At 67.3% G+C, this 17,980-nt stretch carries 14 protein-coding genes; 6 read left to right on the top strand and 8 right to left on the bottom strand.

Annotated features, from left to right (window positions below):
• Positions 1-6: 6 nt before the first annotated feature.
• Complete coding sequence (locus tag IT361_18750; GenBank protein MCC6319717.1) at positions 7-801, bottom strand: DUF92 domain-containing protein; 795 nt, start codon at positions 799-801, stop codon at positions 7-9.
• Positions 802-897: 96 nt separating this feature from the next.
• On the opposite strand from IT361_18750, the gene IT361_18745 reads away from it, so the two are divergent.
• The 3 genes from IT361_18745 (at position 898) to IT361_18735 (ending at position 4,191) form a co-directional block, all read left to right on the top strand.
• Entirely contained in the window at positions 898-1,527 is a 630-nt protein-coding gene (locus IT361_18745; protein ID MCC6319716.1) for a hypothetical protein, read from the top strand.
• Positions 1,528-1,530: 3 nt separating this feature from the next.
• Positions 1,531-2,715 carry an aminopeptidase P family protein gene (locus tag IT361_18740; GenBank protein ID MCC6319715.1) on the top strand — a complete coding sequence of 395 codons (1,185 nt, stop codon included), beginning with the start codon at positions 1,531-1,533 and terminating at the stop codon, positions 2,713-2,715.
• Positions 2,716-2,850: 135 nt separating this feature from the next.
• Positions 2,851-4,191, top strand: a complete 1,341-nt coding sequence (locus tag IT361_18735) for an amino acid permease (protein MCC6319714.1) — start codon at positions 2,851-2,853, stop codon at positions 4,189-4,191.
• Positions 4,192-4,385: 194 nt separating this feature from the next.
• Here the strand turns inward: IT361_18735 and IT361_18730 are convergent, their stop codons facing one another.
• The 3 genes from IT361_18730 to IT361_18720 are packed head-to-tail and all read right to left on the bottom strand — an operon-like array spanning position 4,386 to position 5,879.
• Positions 4,386-4,649 carry a hypothetical protein gene (locus tag IT361_18730; protein ID MCC6319713.1) on the bottom strand — a complete coding sequence of 88 codons (264 nt, stop codon included), beginning with the start codon at positions 4,647-4,649 and terminating at the stop codon, positions 4,386-4,388.
• A 1-nt stretch (position 4,650) separates the two neighbouring features.
• Positions 4,651-5,541 carry a protoheme IX farnesyltransferase gene (locus IT361_18725; GenBank protein ID MCC6319712.1) on the bottom strand — a complete coding sequence of 297 codons (891 nt, stop codon included), beginning with the start codon at positions 5,539-5,541 and terminating at the stop codon, positions 4,651-4,653.
• A 2-nt stretch (positions 5,542-5,543) separates the two neighbouring features.
• Positions 5,544-5,879 carry a hypothetical protein gene (locus tag IT361_18720; protein MCC6319711.1) on the bottom strand — a complete coding sequence of 112 codons (336 nt, stop codon included), beginning with the start codon at positions 5,877-5,879 and terminating at the stop codon, positions 5,544-5,546.
• An 82-nt stretch (positions 5,880-5,961) separates the two neighbouring features.
• Between IT361_18720 and IT361_18715 the strand changes: the two genes are divergently transcribed.
• From IT361_18715 to IT361_18705, 3 genes are all read left to right on the top strand, one after another.
• Positions 5,962-7,311: an amino acid permease gene (locus IT361_18715; GenBank protein MCC6319710.1), complete on the top strand. Its 1,350-nt coding sequence runs from the start codon at positions 5,962-5,964 to the stop codon at positions 7,309-7,311.
• 210 nt (positions 7,312-7,521) lie between these two features.
• The gene (locus IT361_18710; protein MCC6319709.1) at positions 7,522-10,815 is read left to right on the top strand and encodes a carboxypeptidase regulatory-like domain-containing protein; all 3,294 of its coding nucleotides are present in this window, start codon (positions 7,522-7,524) and stop codon (positions 10,813-10,815) included.
• A gap of 365 nt (positions 10,816-11,180) precedes the next feature.
• Positions 11,181-12,926 (top strand): Ig domain-containing protein, encoded by a 1,746-nt coding sequence (locus IT361_18705; GenBank protein MCC6319708.1) that lies wholly within the window; start codon positions 11,181-11,183, stop codon positions 12,924-12,926.
• Positions 12,927-13,128: 202 nt separating this feature from the next.
• Here IT361_18705 and IT361_18700 read toward each other — a convergent pair whose 3' ends face one another.
• The 4 genes from IT361_18700 to IT361_18685 are packed head-to-tail and all read right to left on the bottom strand — an operon-like array spanning position 13,129 to position 17,748.
• A complete protein-coding gene (locus tag IT361_18700) occupies positions 13,129-14,010 on the bottom strand; it encodes an MCE family protein (GenBank protein ID MCC6319707.1) in 882 nt (293 codons plus the stop codon).
• The gene (locus tag IT361_18695; protein MCC6319706.1) at positions 14,007-14,858 is read right to left on the bottom strand and encodes an ABC transporter permease; all 852 of its coding nucleotides are present in this window, start codon (positions 14,856-14,858) and stop codon (positions 14,007-14,009) included. Before IT361_18695 ends, IT361_18700 begins: the two co-directional genes overlap by 4 nt.
• On the bottom strand, positions 14,855-15,949 hold the full coding sequence (locus tag IT361_18690; GenBank protein MCC6319705.1) for an LptF/LptG family permease: 1,095 nt from the start codon (positions 15,947-15,949) through the stop codon (positions 14,855-14,857). Before IT361_18690 ends, IT361_18695 begins: the two co-directional genes overlap by 4 nt.
• A complete protein-coding gene (locus tag IT361_18685; GenBank protein MCC6319704.1) occupies positions 15,949-17,748 on the bottom strand; it encodes an LptF/LptG family permease in 1,800 nt (599 codons plus the stop codon). The genes IT361_18690 and IT361_18685 overlap by 1 nt, the downstream gene beginning before the upstream one ends.
• Positions 17,749-17,980 lie beyond the last annotated feature (232 nt).

Raw genomic sequence — 17,980 nt, 5'->3', positions numbered from 1 at the left:
CCTCGATCATCGGAGCGAAGCGACCCACGCGGCGACCACGGCTCCCACGAGTGTACTCACGAGGTTCACGGTGTCGTTGGTCATGGCGGCCATTCCCCCGGCCCGCGTGGATGCTGCGCCGCAGCGGTGGACAGATTGTTCGGTGGTGCATCCGCAGGCCGGGCACCAGCGCCGCGCCTGCAGGGTGGCGCCGAGCAGCGTGTCTGCGACGGCGCCACTCACGCCGCCGGCAGCGATCGCCAGCGCCACACGAGCCTCAAACCCGACAACGACGGCGACCGTTCCCATCGCCGCGGCGCCGCCGAACATCGCGAGCGTGCCGACCCCGCTGATACCGCCCGATGTGCCCGGTGCGACCTGCCGGAACCCGGTGATCGAGCGTGGCGTGCCGCCGATGGCCGTCCCGATCTCGGTCGCCCACGTATCCGCCGTCGACGCCGCGATGGCCCCGAGCCCCGCCACCTGCACCACGGGATGGTCAATGACGAGGCTCGCCGCGCCAAACGCAGCGAAGACGCCACCGTTGGCCCCGACCTGCCACGCATCGCGGGCACCCGACTTCTCCACCACGTCGGCCGTGCGCGCCACCCTGGCCTGGCGCCTCCAGCGCGACAGCAACACCGAGGTGGTGAAGAACGTCAACAGGGCAGCCGCCCAGGTCCAACCGGCCGCGGTCGCAACGGTGCCGCTCACGAACGCGGCCAGAGCGCCACCCGTGGTGAGCAGGCGCGCACGGCGCGCGGTGAGCGTGATCAGGGCCGCGAATCCCGCGCCGGCGGCGAGGCGTTCGGGCAGTGTCACGAGGGCAGGGCGTGCATGACGCCAACGATGTGTCGGCAGCGGGGGTGGAATCAACTTGAAGCCCCCGTGAGCGGCCGTTAGCTTCGCACGCACGCTATGTCCGATACGGTCGACCCCCTGCTCCCCCTGTCGTTCCTCGAGGCGGTCCGCAACGTCGATACCCCGGTAGAGGACTTCGAGGCGGAGCTCGTGAGCGACCTGCGCAACAAGCGCCTGGGCCTGAGCGACACGATCTACAACCAGATCAAGCGGTTCTCGGAGGCGGTGCGCCGGGGCCAGCGCACGTCGTTCGAGGAGGCCACGGGGCTCGCCCGACTGCTGGGCCGACGACCGGACGCCGAGGCGGTATTCCGCGCGGCCGGGCGCCATCTGGCGGTGGAATCCTACCGCACGATCAACGGCGTCAGCCGCCGCGTAATGTTGCTGCTGCCGTCGATCCTGGCGCGACCGATCGCTCTGCGCAATACGCGCCGCCTCGCGCATCGTTACCTCAATGGGCGCATTTCGCGTGTAGGCGCGATGGTCTACCTCGAGGTGCCGTCCCCGGTGACCGCCGACGCCGCGGCGCGCTCGACAGGTTGCACGTACTACGAAGCGGGGCTCAAGGAGCTGCTGCGGCTGATGGTGAACAGCAGCGGGGCGGTGGAGCACGTCCGGTGCGCGGTGCGCGGCGAGGGCTCGTGCCAGTGGCGCGCCGAGTGGAAACCGTCCCCCAGGTCGGAGTAACGCATGCCAACGCTGACTCCGACGAGCCTGCCGGCCGTCCAGCAGGCCCTCAGGGACGCCGGCCTCGATGGGTGGCTCCTCTTCGAGTTCCGCGGCCTCAACCCGATCGCCCTGCAGGTGATCGGGCTCGATGCCTTCCTGTCGCGGCGGGTCTTTGTCTATGTACCGGCCGAGGGCGTGCCGGTGGCCATCACCCACCACATCGAGCAGACCGTGTGGCACGCCTGGCCGGCCGCGTGGCGTCGGGAGCGCTACAGTGCCTGGACCACACTCGAGGAACTCCTGCAGCAGATCGTTGGGGGCCGGCGCATCGCCATGGAGTACTCGCCGGGCAACGCTGTGCCCTTCGTCGACCGGGTGCCGGCCGGGATGCTGGAGATGATTCGCGGCATGGGCGCCACGGTCGTGTCCTCGGCCGACCTCGTCTCGCGCTTCAATGCCACCTGGAGCCCGGAGCAACTCGCGTCACACGAGCGCGCCGCCGAGCACCTCCGTCGCATCGCGCACGAGGCGTTCGCGTTCGCGGGCGATGAGGCTCGACGCGGCGCGCCCGTGCATGAGCACGAAGTCCAGTCGCGGATCCTCGAGGGCTTCGCGCGCGCGGGGCTCGAGACCTACTCGCCGCCCAACGTGTCGGTCGGCGCCAACGCAGCGGATCCGCACTACGAGCCCTCCGCCGACCACCCGCAGCTCATCACCTCGGGCAACATCGTGCTGATCGACCTGTGGGCCCGCGAGCCAGGCGGCGTTTACGCCGACCAGACCTGGATGGCAGTGCTTGGCGCGCCGAGCGAGCGCGCCCGGGAGATCTGGCTGGCCATTCGCGATGCCCGTGACGCCGCCGTCACCTACATTCGGGAGCGTCTTGCCGCCGGAGATGCGGTGAGTGGCGCCGCGGCAGATGACGCGGCGCGCGCGGTGATCACCGGCCGCGGATACGGTGACGTCTTCACGCATCGCACCGGGCATTCCATCGACGCGCGTGAGGTCCACGGCTCGGGGCCAAATCTGGACAACCTCGAGACGCGTGACCTGCGCACCCTCATCGATGGCGTCGGCTTCTCCATCGAGCCGGGGATCTACCTGCGCGGCGAGCTCGGCATGCGCACCGAGGTCAACGGTTTCATCCAGGGACGCGACCTGCTCATCACCCCGCGCGAGATCCAGGCCGAGCTGATCATCCTCTGATCGGTCGGAGCCGCGGCACCTCGGACTCACGCTCGGCCGACGTCAGCTCCACTGTCACGGTGAAGCCCACCGCCATGGCAACGGCGTCCGTGCCCGGTCCTTCCCCCTGACGCCGGCCGGCCGCACCTTGGCCGGATGACCGACCGGGAGTCCGCGCCGCGGAACCTTCGCCGCTCGCTGGGGGCGGGGTCCGCTGCCCTGATGGTGGTAGGAGGGATCATCGGGAGCGGGATCTTCTTCACGCCGGCCGAGGTGGCGCGCGCGCTGCCGAGTGGCGGATGGATCATGGGTGTGTGGGTGCTTGGCGGAGTCCTCGCCTTTGCGGGTGCGCTCACCTACGCCGAACTCGGCGCCATGCTGCCAGACGCCGGCGGCCCGTACGTGTACATCCGACGGGCGTTCGGGTCGCTGCCAGCCTTTCTCTATGGATGGATGGCGCTGATGAGCATCGCGTCGGGGGCGATTGCGGCGGTGTCGATGGGGTTCGCCGGCTACCTCGCGCAGTTCGTGGACCTCGAGGCTGTCGGCGGCCAGCTGGGTGCGGCCGCAGGGACGATCGCCGTGCTCACCCTCACCAACGTGTTGGGCCTTCGGCCGGGGCTCGTCCTCCAGAACGTGCTCACGACGGCCAAGATCGTGGCGCTGGCCGTGCTGGTGTGCGGTGGGTTGGTCGCATGGGCCGCGGTGGCCGATCCGCTGCCCGTGCCCGGTGCCCCGGCGCCCCGCGAGTCACTGGTGGCCGGGGCGGCCGCGGCGTTTGTCGCCGTACTGTTCACCATCGGTGGCTGGCAGCAGATGAACATGGTGGCGGGCGAGATCCGCGATCCGCAGCGCAGCATTCCACGCGCGCTCGTGGTCGGCGTGGCGATCGTGGTCGCGATTTACCTTGGCGCAAACGCGGTGTACCTGCATACGCTCGGCCGCGATGGCCTGGCGGCGAGCAGCGCGGTGGCGGCCGATGCGATGCGACGCATGGTGGGGCCGGTGGGCGCGACGTTCATCGCGCTGGCGGCGATGTTGTCGATTCTGGGTTTCGTGAATGTTGCGATCATCTCCAACTCGCGACTGCCGTACGCGCTGGCGGTCGACGGTTTGTTCGTCGCCATGGCCGGTCACGTGCATCCGCGACTGGGCACCCCGTGGGTCTCGATCCTGCTGCTGGGCGCGTGGTCCCTGGTGCTGCTCATCGGGAGTCGCGGCCGGATCGGGGATCTGTTGAGTGGCGTGGTGTTCGCCGACTGGATCTTCTTCGGCCTTGGGGCCGCGAGTGTCTTTGTGCTGCGCCGGACCGAGCCGCACCTGGAGCGTCCATATCGTGTGCCCGGCTATCCGCTGGTTCCGGGCCTCTTTGTGGTCGCGGCGGCGGGCGGCGTCGCCAGCGCCTTCATCGCGGCGCCCGGGATGTCACTCCTCGGTTGCGGCCTGTTAGGGGCAGGGGTGGTGATCTACGTCGCGACGCGTCGGCGCTCCAGCTGAAGGGTTCGCCGCCGTCGCCGCCGCAACAGGGGCGAGAGTAACGCGGTTCATCGTCAACTCACCCACCTCTCGCCACCTCGCGCTGTCCGGTCCGGGATCGCAGCCAGGACCATTTCGCATGCGCCCCGGTGCGCGTCGCGAACGCAGTGCCGCCAGACCGCGGCGGAAATGTCCGCGCGTTCGCGTGCGGGCGGTCAGGCGCCGAGCCAGCTCCGGATGCGGTACATCTCTTCGCTCACCGGTCGGCGCGACGCGTAGGCCTGTTCGATCCCGGCGAGCAACTCGGCGGCCGGCAGGTCGTGGTCTGCTCCCGCCGTGTTGAGCGTGTTGGACGTCCATTCCCGGATGCGGACCCGCCCGTCGCGCGGTCGGCCGATGAGCAGCAGGCGCTCCGGCGTGGCGGCATCGCCACCGACACGCAGGGTGAGGAACTCGTCTTCGGCGAAGGGCGTGCTCACGTCAGGTCAGCGCACCATCGACAACCATCGCGACAAAGAGCAGCGCGAGGTACAACAGCGAATACTTGTACACCCACCACGCTCGCTGCGTCCAGTTTGGCGTGTTGCGCATGCGCAGCACACCGACGAGCAGGATGCCGCCGAGCACGAGCGCCGCGGCCAGATACATGAGGCCAAAGGCGCCGTAGGTAACCGGAAGGACCGTCAGCGCGAGCAGGATCAGCGTGTACCACAACATCTGGTCCATGGTCTCGCGTTCGCCCCACACGAGTGGCGCCATCGGCACGCCGGCCCGTCCGTAATCCTTCTGCTTGAGCAGCGCCAGCGCCCAGAAGTGCGGCGGGGTCCAGAAGAACACGATGAGGAACAGGTAGATCGCCGTGAGGTCGATGCGACCGGTGACCGCGGCCCATCCGACGAGGGGCGGGAACGCGCCGGCCGCGCCGCCGATCACGATGTTCTGCGGCGTGGTCCGCTTGAGCCAGCGCGTGTAGATGACCACGTAGAAGTAGAACCCGCCGAGCGCGAGGGCGGCGGTCAGCGGGTTGATGAATCGCCCGAGGAGCCACGTGGCGCCGGTGGCCAGCGCGATGCCAAACGCGAGCACGGCGCGTGGTCCCATGCGACCGCTGGGGATCGGGCGAAGGCGCGTGCGCGACATGCGATCATCGATATCGCGGTCGACGTACATGTTCACCGCGTTCGCTCCGCCAGCCATCAGGTAGCCGCCGAGGGCAACGAGCAGCACATCGAGCGCGCTCGGCGTGCCGGCGACGAACATCGGTCCGATGGTCGTCAGCAGCAGCAGCGAGATGATGCGCGGCTTCGTGAGCGCGATGAAGTCGCGGAGCACGCCGGGTTCGGCGTCGGGTCCGGCGATGGGTTGGGCCATCGTCAGGCGCCCGCGGTGGGCATTCGAGCGGCCGGTGGGGTCGCGGGAATGCCGGGGTTCGAGGTCGGCGTGAAAACGGGGGCGCGAGGTGGAATCGCGCGCCAGGTTGCGACGAGGAGCAGCGCCAGGGTGAGCGCCGGGAGCGCGATCCAGATGATCTCGCGTGCCCGACCGGCCGGCGTGTTCGATGCGGCCGGCGTTCGGCCCGCCAGTGCGTCGCGGAGGATGAAGATCTGCCCGACCACCGCGATCACGGCGGCGATGGCAAAGAGCGGAATGGTGAGCGTCGACGAGAGCACGAGCGTCAGGTAGGGCAGGCGCACACGGCAGCGCCGCACCCGGGAAAGCTCGCCGTTGCGACCAGGGTATTCAACCGACCGCACCTGACAGATCGGCCGCGTCAGGCTACCATTGGCCGCCATGACCTCACCTTCGCCAGACAGCCTCCCGCGACGCCTCGGCCTCTGGAGCGCCGTGGCGGTCGTCGTCGGTTCCGCCATCGGCTCCGGGATCTTCCGTTCGCCGGCCGGCATCGCCGACCGGGTGCCTGGCCCCTTTCCGCTGCTCAGCCTGTGGGTGATCGGCGGACTGATCTCACTGTGTGGAGCGCTGACGCTGGCCGAGGTGGCCAGCGAAGTGCCAAAGACCGGGGGGATCTATGCTTTCCTCAAGGTCGGATGGGGGCGGTTGCCCGCGTTCCTGTTCGGATGGGCGCAGCTCACCGTGGTGCGCGGCGCCGCGTTAGGCGCGATCTCCATCACCTTCGCGCAGTACTTCTGGCGCGTCTTCGGGTACGACCCGACCGTGGCGCCGTACGACAGCTGGGCGCGATATACCGCGGCCGTGGCGATTGTGCTCACGGCCGCGTTCAATATCCGGGGCGTCAAGATGGGCGCGGCGGTCGTGAACGTGACAACCATCGCCAAGACCGGCGGCCTCGCCCTCCTGATCATCCTGGCCCTGACGCTCGGACTGTCGCAGACCGGCGGAAATTTCACGCCGGCCATGCCGCAGGAAGTCGTGCCGGTGACGGCGTACGGCGCCGCACTCGTCTCCCTGTTGTGGGCGTACGACGGCTGGATGGACCTCTCGTATATCGCCGGCGAGGTCAAGGATCCGCAGCGCAACATGCCGCGCGCGCTGATCTACGGGACGCTGGCGATCATCGCCGTATTCGTGCTCGCCAACGTGGCCTACCTGGCTGTGCTCCCGATCAATGAGATGCGCGAGTCGCGCCTCGTGGCGGCCGACGTGGCGCAGAAGCTGATGGGGCAGGCCGGCGTGTCGTTCGTGGCGATCACCGTGATGGCCTCGACGTTCGGCACGCTCAACGCCGTCCTCCTTACGAGTCCGCGAATCCTGTTTGCCGCGGCGGAAGACGGCATGTTGCCGCGTGCGATCGCGAAGGTGCACCCGAAGTACCAGACGCCGTATGCCGCGATCGCGTTCGTCGCACTCCTCGGCATGACGTTCGTGCTGTTCATCGAATTCGAGAAGCTCGCCGACGCGTTCGTGTTCGCGATGCTGCCGTTTTACGCCGGGGGCGTCGCGGCCGTGTACAAGCTTCGGGCGCGTCCGGGGTACACGCCGTCGTTCCGGACCCCCGGGTACCCGTGGGTGCCGGCGATCTTCCTCCTGTCGGTCATCTACTTGCTGGCGAACGGGTTACTCGATCCCGGGACGCGCTACTGGACGCTCGGCATCTTCGTGGTCCTGCTGCTCGGGATCCCGGTCTATCACCTGTTCGTAGACCGACCGCGGTCGAGTTGACGCGACGAACCGACAGGCGGACGGGCTGACGGAGTGCCGTGACCAACCGGATACTTCCGGACCTGTGCACTCTCTGGAAACGCTGTAGGTTTCCCTCGCCTGTGATCTCCGTGACACTTCCGGCCATCCCGTCACGGCGACTGGCACCATCACGATCCCGGCCCCACGAGGGGCCGGCCTGATGTTTTCCGCTCCTCAGGATCCCCTCACATGACCAAGTTCCGTCAATGCAAGGCGATCGCCGCGATGCTCCTGGTCGCCGCGAGCGCGAGTTGGACCACGGCCGCTGCCCAGGGCGTCACGACGGGCGCCGTCGGTGGCGTGGTCACCGACAGCCTCGGTAACCCGCTCAGCGACGTCCAGATCCGCATCACCAACACCACGACCGGGTACGTGACCGGCGGTCAGACGCGCGCCGACGGCCGCTACTTCGTGCAGGGACTCGAAGTGGGCGGGCCGTACGAGATTCTGGCCCGCCGAATCGGGTTCGCTCCCGCGACCAAGAGCGGGCAATACGTCGCGCTCAGCCAGACCCTCCGCGCGGATTTCACGCTGACGCAGCAGGTGACGCAGGTGGCAGGCGTGACGATCACGGCGATCACCGGCACCGAGACGTTCACGCCGACCAACACGGGCGTGCGCACCATCATCTCGGACACCACGTTGCAGCGCGCCCCCACACTGACGCGCAACCTGGTCGACTTCATCAGGCTCACGCCGCAGGTTTCGGCGTCGGGCCCGGGCTTCTCCGGTGGCGGCATGTCGAACCGCATGAACAACGTGCAGATCGACGGCGCGTCGGAGCGCGACGTGTTCGGCCTTGGCTCGACCGGTCAACCGGGCGCCGAGGTGAATGCGAAGTCGGTGTCACTCGAGGCAGTGAAGGAGTTCCAGGTGCTGCTGGCGCCGTTCGACGTGCGGCAGGGCAACTTTGGTGGCCTCCTGCTGAACGCCGTCACCAAGAGCGGCACGAACCAGCTGCACGGCTCGGCGTTCTACTTCTATCGCAACGAGAAGTTCGGCGCCGATACATCGGTGCTTCGCGCCACGCCGTTCGATCGCACGCAGTACGGCTTCTCGCTCGGCGGTCCGATCATCAAGGACAAGCTGCACTTCTTCATCACGCCCGAGTTCCAGAAGGAAAACAGCCCGGTCACCGGCCCCTACGCCGGCCAGCCATCGGCGCAGATTCCGCGCTTTGCCATTTCGGACGCCGACCGCACGCGGTTCGAGTCCATCATGACGCGGCTGGGTGAGACGAGCCTCGGGAGCGCGGGAGCGGTGAACATCCCGAATCCGCTGAGCAACCTGTTCGGACGCCTGGACTATCGCATCAACGACGCGCACCGCCTCGTGTTCCGCTACAACTACTCGAACGCCGAGCGTCTGCGCCAGCAGAACAATCGTGGGTCGACGGCCGCGGTGTACTCGAGCAACTTCCACAACTTCAAGAACATCAAGAACGCGCCGGTGCTCCAGCTGTACTCGAACTTTGCGAACGGTTCGTCGAACGAGCTGTTCCTGAGTTACAACAACTGGTACAACCGCCGCACGCCGGTCTCGAGCTTCCCGCAGATCCGCGTCAACACGGTGGTCGGGCCCAACGGCAACGCCAGCATCCTCGCGGGCGCGGACCAGTTCTCGCAGGGCAACGAGCTCGACACCGAAACGTGGGAGCTGACCGAGAACTTCACGTTCCGCCCCATGGGTCGGCACACCATCACCGTCGGCACGCGCAACGAATATGTGAAGCTCCGCAACCTGTTCACGCAGTCGTCCTACGGCGTGTGGAGCTTTGCCAACCTCGACTCGCTCGACGCCGGCAACGCGAACTCGTTCCGCAAGGCGCTCATCCTGTCCGAGGGCGGCAACGTCTACTTCGATGCCCTGCAGAACGCGTTCTACGCGCAGGACTTCTTCCAGGTGAATCCGCGTCTCGCCATCACGGCCGGCTTGCGCTTCGACATCACGACGTACATGACGGACGTCGCGTACAACGCGGCGATCGACAGCGCGTATGGGCGCCGCACCGACAACGTGCCGGGCACCACGGTGCAGTTCTCGCCGCGACTGGGCTTCAACTGGGATCTCACCGGTGACCAGAAGAACCAGCTGCGTGGTGGTGTGGGCCTCTTCGTCGGCACGCCACCGTATGTGTGGCTCGAGAACGCCTATGTGAACTCGGGCAACTTCATCACCTTCCTCAACTGCAACACCAGCGGCAGCACGCTCACCGCGCCGGCGTTCAACAAGGATGCGAGCCAGGTCAACTCGTGCCGCAGCGCGACGCCGAGCAAGCCGATCGGCGACGTGAACTTCCTGGCGGACGGCCTCAAGTTCCCACAGCCGCTGCGCGCATCGCTCGGCTTCGATCGCCAGCTCCCCGGCGACCTCGTAGCGACCTTCGAAGGCCTGTTCTCCAAGAACGTCAACCAGCTGTTCTTCGTGAGCAAGAACGTCACGGCGCCGCTCGCGCAGACCGGGCAGGGTGGTCGCGTACTGTACGCGAGCGCGGTGAACACGGGCAACGGTCGCATCACGCTCACGCCGCCGGCGGCGGTCGTCGCCAATGGTGGCACGGGCCGATTCTCCACCGCGATCGACCTCCAGAACCAGAACAAGGACTACGCCTACAACCTCACCGCGCAGCTCCGCAAGCGATACTCGAACAACTGGGAAGCGCAGGTTGCGTACACCTACTCGCGTGCCCGCGACGTACAGAGCTTCTCCTCCAGCACGGCGATCTCCAACTGGCAGTTCGGGCGCACGCTCTCCGGACGGCAGGAGGATGCGTTCACCGGCGTCAGCCTGTTTGACCAGCCGCACAAGGTCATGGCCGCGGGTACGTACACCCTCCGGTGGCTCAAGCAGCGGCTCACCACCGACTTCACGGTGAACTACCAGGGCGCCTCCGGCTCGCCCCACGACTACATCTACGCGAGCAGCGGCAGCACCTCGGGCGACCTCAACGGCGACGGCTCGTCCTCGAACGACCTGATCTACGTTCCCACGCGGTCGAGCGACCCTGCGCAGATCCAGTTCCGCGACATCACGGGGACCGTGAACGGCGTGCCGAACCAGATCATCAGCTCGGCGGCAAACCAGGCCGCGCAGCTCGACGCCTTCATCGACGGCTCAGAGTGCCTCAAGGGGAAGCGGGGCGCCATCCTGACGCGCAACGTCTGCCGCCTGCCGTTCACCAACGAGGTGAACGTCTCCATCCGTCAGTCGTTGCCCGAAATCGCCGGCCAGCGTATCTCGGCACAGGTCGACATCTTCAACTTCGGCAACCTGCTCAACGACAAGTGGGGCGTCACACGTGTGTCCCCGCTCTCCGGCAACAGCAACATCCCGCTCCTGCGCCACGTCGGGTACTCGACGACCAACGCGGCCACCGCGGTGCCGGTCGTCCAGTTCTCGCCGCCGGCCGGTGGCGAATACATCAACGGCAACTTCGTCGGCAACTTCTGGCGGACTCAGATCTCGTTCCGTCTCGCCTTCTAGGCTGCCTCGGGTCACGGAGCGCCCCGGCCAGTTGGCCGGGGCGTTCTTGTTTACGGCGTCTCGGGAGCGGTCGATTTCGGCGCGATCGTCGGCGCTCGCTCCTCAACGGCGGGGAGGTCATCGCGCTTGTCCCGGCAACGTGGGCGGCAAACGGGAGATGGATCACAGCGCCAGCGTGCCGTGGTCCGCAGGTTGCCGTTCGCTGATGTGCTGTTCAGCTGCTCAGAGGAGGAAGGAACGTGCTGTCGACCGATACAGGCCGGTTGGGTTCCTGGTCATGCCGGGCCGCGCTGTTGGGCTCGCTGACGCTGTTGGTTGCGTGTGGTGGAGGCGGTGACGGGGGAACGACACCACCACCGGCGTGTGTGGTCCAGTCGGTCAGCGTCGCGCCCGCGAGCGCCAACATCCAGTCTGGGCGGACGGTGGACCTCACTGCGGGCGTGACGCAGCAGAACTGCGGCACGCTGCCTGTCACGTGGACGTCGTCGGCGCCGAACGTGGCATCGGTGTCCTCGACGGGGCGCGTGGCCGGCCTCGCCACGGGGACGGCGACGGTGACCGCGAGCGCGGGAGGTCGCAGTGGTGATGCGGCGATCACGGTCGTTGCCGGTCCGGTGTTCAGCATCGCCATCACGCCCGCCAACCCGACGGTCGCTGAGCGTGCGACGTTGCAGCTGAACACCACGCTGCGGGACTCGCTTGGGAACGCGGCCACGGGTTCGGTGACGTGGGCGACGTCGGACGCCACCGTGGCGACGGTCTCTGGCGCAGGGCTCGTGACCGGAGTGAAATCGGGTTCGGCCACGATCACCGCAAGTGCGGGCGGCAAGGCGGCGACGGCGACGCTGACGGTCACCGGTCCGCTGGCGGCGACGCTGACGCTGTCGCCTGGACCGCGGACGGTCGATGCGGGCACGACGCTCCTGGTCGAGGCGCGGCCCATGGATGCGTCCGGCGCGCCGGTGAATCGGCCGGTGACATTCACCGTCTCGAACCCCGCGATCGCCGGTGTCGTCACGTCGGCGAACAACGTGGCGAGCGTGGAACTGCTCAGCACCGGCACCGTGAGTGTTGCGGCCAGCCTCGACGGGCAGACGGCCGGATTGGCGCTGACCGTGGTCGCGCGGCGTCCGCGGTTTGCGTACGCCTACGTCAACGACTCCGCGTCTTCGCTCGCCCCGCAGGCCTTTGACACCACCGACCATGCGTTCAACTCGTCGGGCGGTCAGGTCGTGGTGCAGCGGCGTCAGGGTGGTACGTGGCGCATCATCTTCCCCGGCCTGCGACTCGATGCGCCCGGAGAGCCCATCCTGCCGCTGGTGCGGCCGATGGGCGTGAGCGTGGGGCAGTGCGGCACATCGTCGCGTGGCTCGGGTCCGTTCAACCAGACCTTCGGCGATGTGTACTTCGTCGACGTGTCGTGCACGGGGGCAGGGGGTGGTCCGCTGACCCGGCCGTTCCTGGTTGCCGTGTTCGGCAGCAACTATTCGACGATCCCGTGGGCGTTCACCGAGGTGGTCGATTCGGTGGGTGGCACCACGACCAACACGTTCGTGCCGGGGGCAGGCACCGCCACAGGCACGCGGCTGGCCGGGGATGTGTACCGGCTGCAGATGTCGCCGGTGCCTGCGGGCAACGACGTCTGGCATGCGCTGTCGCTCAGTCCTGGCCTGACGTGCGGCGTACTACAGGTGATCGGTGCAGGCACCACACGGGGCGTGGAGCAGGACTGCACGAACGTGAACAGCGGGCGCGCGAGGAGCCGCAACGGATTGTTTGTCCTGCTCAACGGTCGCGCGGCCATGCCTCGTGCCGACGCGATGGTGTCGGAGTCCGGTGTCGTCACCGCGTCGCCTTCGGCGACCGCACCGACCGTGTCGCGGCTCTCAGCCGGCGTCTATCGCGTGCGCGTGGCGCCTCCGGGGCTTGCCACGACGCGCTTTCCCGCGGTGATCGTCACCGGGGTGCGGAACCCCTCCGCGGCTTCGGTGGGATGCCGCGTCGTGACGCTGACGCGGCCGATCCCGGCCACGGTGGAGGCGCGGGTGGAATGCCGCGACGGCGGCGCGGGCTTACGCGACAACGCGTTCGCGGTCTCGGCGATCTATTGATCCTTCATTTCGGCCAGCGAGCACCTGGGCCGTACCGGCTCGCTGGCCTCGGGCGTCGATGCGCCGCGCAACGGCGCGACCCTGGGCGCACGCACTGTTGATGCACCGAGTCAGGGCCGCGCCGATCCTCCACGCACGATGCGCCTGGCTCGACAGTCCAATGCCTTCTCGGAGGGCCTCGCCCTCCGACGCCAGGTCGACGTTAGAAGATCTCGAGATTGATGAACCGGCGCGGGTTCTTTCTGAACTCGACAGTCAGGGAGTCGACGCGCAGCAACACACGGCGCAGGTCGTTGTAGAGCGCGGGGTCGTTGACGAGCTTGCCAGCGGTGCCTTCACCGGCCTGCACCTTTCGCAGCAGAGCGTTCAGCTCGCCGGTCGTGGTTTTCATCTCTGCGGTCGCGACCTGCAGGTTGGCGGCCGTAGCGCGCAATGCCCGCACGGTGGAGTCGACCTGCTGCGAGTCGACGGCGGCGGCCTTGGCGCGGACCGCAACGAGCGTGGCCTGGAGTTCGCGTGACTGGAGGGCCGTGACTTCGCCGAGCTGTACGACGAGCCGATTCATCGCCTCCATGGTGCGGCGCACCTCACGGAGTCCCCCGGAGTCGACGAGCTGAGTGTTTGCCCCGCGCAGCAGCGTGTTGACACCCTGGGTGATGGTGTCGGCATTCGCCGCGAGCCTGGCGAGGCTGGCCGCCGGTGGGCCGACGGGAATGGTGTCGCCTTCTGCGTGGAACTCGGTCGAGGGTACCGTGGGCGTCAGGCCGATCGCGACATCGCCAAAGAAGCCGTTGGGCATGATGGACGCCTGCGCCCCCTTCGGTACTCGGTATTGGTCCTCGAGGCGGTACGTAACGAGAAGGGTGCCGCCCGGTTCGAACGTGATGCGGTCGACGAACCCGACGGTCGCGCCGGAGAGCCATACGGGCTGGCCTTGCTTGAGGCCCTGGCCCCAGGCAAATCGTGAATAGAGAGGATACCCCTGGGCGAGTCCGCCTCGCGCCAGCCAGATCGCGCCGAGGGTGGCCACGGAAAGGGCGGCGATGGTGAACAGGCCCACGATGACTTCGTCGCGTCGTTTCATCCTTGGAGTTGCGGGGCGAGCAGCGTAGCGGTCAGGGCGTCGAGCACGAGGATGGCCACCGAGGTGACGACGACCGCCCTGGCCGTCGATCGGCCGACGCCCTCGGCGCCGACATCGGTGATGTAGCCCTCGTAGGAACACAGGAAGGCGATCGCACCACCGAACATCGTGGCCTTGAGCAGCGAATAGAAGACCTGGAACGGCGCATACGAGAGGCGAAGTCCCTCGCCGAACTGCTGCCACGTGACGTCGGTGGCGTACACGGACGTGAGGTACGCGGTCATGATGCCGACCGCGTTGGCAAAGATCACGAGCAGGGGCAGCATGATCACCGCGGCGAGCACGCGCGGGACGACGAGGTAGGCAATCGGGTTGTAGGCCAGTGTCTCGAGTGCGTCGATCTGCTCGGTCACGCGCATCGTCCCGATCTCGGCGGTCATGCGAGCGCCCACGCGACCGGTGAGCACGAGCCCCGTGAGCAGTGGACCCAGCTCGAGGATGATCATCTGCCGCGAGATGAGGCCAACGACCGACAGCACCACGCCCGGAAAGAGCTGGTAGCGCGTCTGCAGCGCAATGACGCTGCCGATGAAGGCAGCGACGATGGCGGTCAGCGGGAGCGACCCGACGCCGATCGCGTACATCTGGCGGGCCACCAGCGGCAGCCAGGTGCGCACATCGAAGACGAGCGCACGAAGCATCTCCGCGAGAAACAGGACGCGCAGTCCAGCCCCGCCCAGGATGCCGCGCCCCAGGTTCGACATCTTCCGGAGGAAGAGGAAACCGGTGCGCTGCATGACCGGGAACTCGCTCGTCTCCCGGTGCGAACCAAACAGGGGTGCGTTCACGTGCGCACGCGCGAGAGCATGATGAGCCCGAGCACACCGAACACGATGTTCGGTACCCACGCGGCCATTTCCGGCGACAGCACGCCGCGGCCACCGACCGCTTTGGTCAGCTGGATCATGATCAGGAAGACGACCGTCGTGCCGAGCGAGATGCCGATGCCGTAGGCCGCGCCGCCCCGCTGGTTGCTGGTCGCCAGGGGCATCCCGAAGAAGGCGATGATGACGCAGGTGATCGGCACCGCGATCTTGAGGGCACGTTCCACGCGCAACGTATTCACGTCGCTCCCGGAGCGTTCCAGCGCCTCGATGAACCGCCCGAGGTCCTCGTAGCCCATGTCGGCCGGCGCCTTGGGAGAGGCCATCAGCTCCCGCGGGCTTTCCCGCATCGACCGATCGCGCAGGGAATCAAACTTGATCGCGAGGTTGCGTCCGCGCTCCGGTACCACGTGGAACGCGCCCTCTCGCACCATCCACCCGGACCCCTGGTGGTACATGGCGTTGTTGGCCGAGAGGATCCACGTGGGATAGGTGGAGTCGGACTCCAGCCCCTTGCGCTCGATCTCCAGGCCCTCCAGGTAGCCCCGTTCCACGTTGAGCATCGTGGCCCGGTACACACGTCCACGCTCGGCGGCAAACGCAAAGTTGTAGCGTTCGTTCCCGGTGGTGAACTTGCGCTCCTGCAGCAGTTCGCTCCTCCGCTTGTTGAAGCGCGGCACAAACTCGCTCAGCCCAAGGGCCACCGCGGACGCGAAGCACGCGCCAAATACGATCGGCAGCGTGAAGCGATGGAACGAGACGCCCGATGCCTTGGCGGCCGTGAGTTCGGAGTGTCGTGAAAAGGCGCCGATCGAGAACACGGTCGCAAACAGCACGGCCGCCGGCAGCACGAGGAGCATCGACTCCGGGAACCAGTACGCGTAGCTCAACGCGATGGTTTTCGGTGACAATGCCCGGTTGAGGTACTTGTCGAGATTGTCGGTGAGATCGAAGATCGTGACAATCAGCGGGAAGCCGAGCGAGGTGCCGAGAAAGATCTTTCCCCATTCGGTCAGCACGTAGCGATCGAGGGGGCGCAGGAACCAACGCAGCATCAGGCGTCCCCCTTGCGGAACGCGAGTCGCCGGCCAAACCGGCGCAGGGCCCCAAACATCTCCGACGCATCGGCGCCGCGCGCGGTGCCGCCGTCGCGCTCCATGCGCGCCACCAGGATCAGCCCGGCCAGCGTGAACACAATGTTGGCCGCCCACATCGACAGCGAGGGCGGCAGGATGTCGCGATCGGACAACGACTCTCCGGCGATGAGCCCAACGTAGTACAGCGCAAACACGATGAGGCTCACGCCGATCACGAGCCCCACGCCGCCTCGCGGGAACCGAAGCGCGAGCGGCGCGCCCAGCAGCACAAACACGGTGCATGCCGCGGAGATCGCGAACTTCTTGTGGATCTCCACCGCGTACTGATTGATCTGTGCGCGCCAGCGAAGCATCTCACTGCGTGCGGTCTCCATCTCGACAGAAGCCGGGACGGTGGGGGCGAGTCCGGTCGACGGCGCGATCCCCAGCGGATCGGGCATGACGGCGGTCGGAGGCGCGGACACGCCGGGGTAGATGGTGTCGCCCTGCGGTGTGACTATGAGGCCCGGGATCGTCGTGGGCGGCATGGCCCCCGGAACCACCGGCGGTACCAGGGCGGTCGAATCGCGACGGGCGCTTGCGCTGTCGGCACGCAGCGAGTCGACGCGCTGCGCCGCCTTGAGGGAGTCGGCTCGGCGCACCGAATCCTGACGCGCTTTCACGGTATCCTGCCCCTGCGAGGACTGCGCGTATGCGGTCCCGGGCAACACGGCCATGGCCACGCGTTGCGCCTGTCGCCTGACCCAGGGAACGGCGAGCGTATCGACGAGCTGCATGGCATCGCAGTACGATCGGCCGAGGGATCCCACGCGTGCGCGACGCGGGGCACGTTGGTCCGGTGTCGGCGCGGTCGCGTTGGTCACGACTTCCACGTGTCCATTGGGATTCTTGCGCGCGACCTCGAGGGCGCGATCATAGCGCTCGCGCGCGCGAAAGAAGTCCTGTTCGGCGCGCGCCACCTCGCCCTGCAGCTCGCACACCGACATCTCGCGATCGCTCTTGTAGGTGTCGCTCGAATCACGCTCGAACGCGTTGGCGACGCCTTTCACGCGAATCTCGTCCACGAGATAGTAGAGCCGCTGCATCTTGGTCGGCTCTTCCTTGGGGACTTCCTGGATGAAGCCGTTGTACAGCGTGAGCTTGAGGTCGTTTCCGTTGCCGGCAAAGGCCATCTCGCCGCTATCGGCGTAAATGGTGTGACGGCGCAGGACGTCGCTGAGGTCGTAGATGGTGACGTCCCGCATCTTGTTGGTGGCGGGATCGAGATGGTTGGTGCGCAGAAAGAACTGTCCCGGTGACACCTCGTTGATGATCTGCTCCCGAATGGCGAACGAAGGCTTCTTTCGGGCGATGTCGGCCTGCAACGTCCGCAGCCGGTGGTTGGTCAGCGGGAGGATGCGATCGTTGAACGCGATCATGCCGAGCGTGAACACGAAACCCCAGCCGAGCACGGGGAGCATGATCCGGCGCATGGAGACGCCGTTCGCCTTCATGGCCGTGATCTCGTTCTCGGCGGCCAGGCGTGAGAACGCGTAGAGCACAGCGACCAGCACGGCCATCGGCAGCGTCATGGCCACGGTGAAGGGCAGGGACAGGAGGAAGAACTCGGTGACCACCTGCCAGGAGAGCCCCTTGCCGACGAGGTCCCCAAGACGCTTGGCGATGTAGTTGAGCAGCATCAGGGACGTGAGCGCCGAGACGGCGAACAGTAAGGGTCCCAGATGCTCTCGAAGGACGTACTTGTGGAGTATTTTCACGCGTTTCTCGGGCTCCCCGCAGCCCCGGCAATATAGCTTCCACCCCGGAGCCACCGACGACGGTCGGGGGGCTTCTACCCCTGCCCCCTGCGATTGGTGCGAAACGAGCCGCTGAGCGTCAGCGCCGCCTTCAAGCCCTCCCTGGCGGCATGATGGGCTTGGCCCGGCAGGTAATACGCCGCAGTGCCGGCGTGTGGCTGGCGGTTGCTGTGGGGGTCGTGCCCGCGCTCGG

This window comes from Gemmatimonadaceae bacterium (genome assembly GCA_020846935.1).
Taxonomy (GTDB): domain Bacteria; phylum Gemmatimonadota; class Gemmatimonadetes; order Gemmatimonadales; family Gemmatimonadaceae; genus RBC101.
This window is presented reverse-complemented; position numbering and strand designations above follow the sequence as displayed.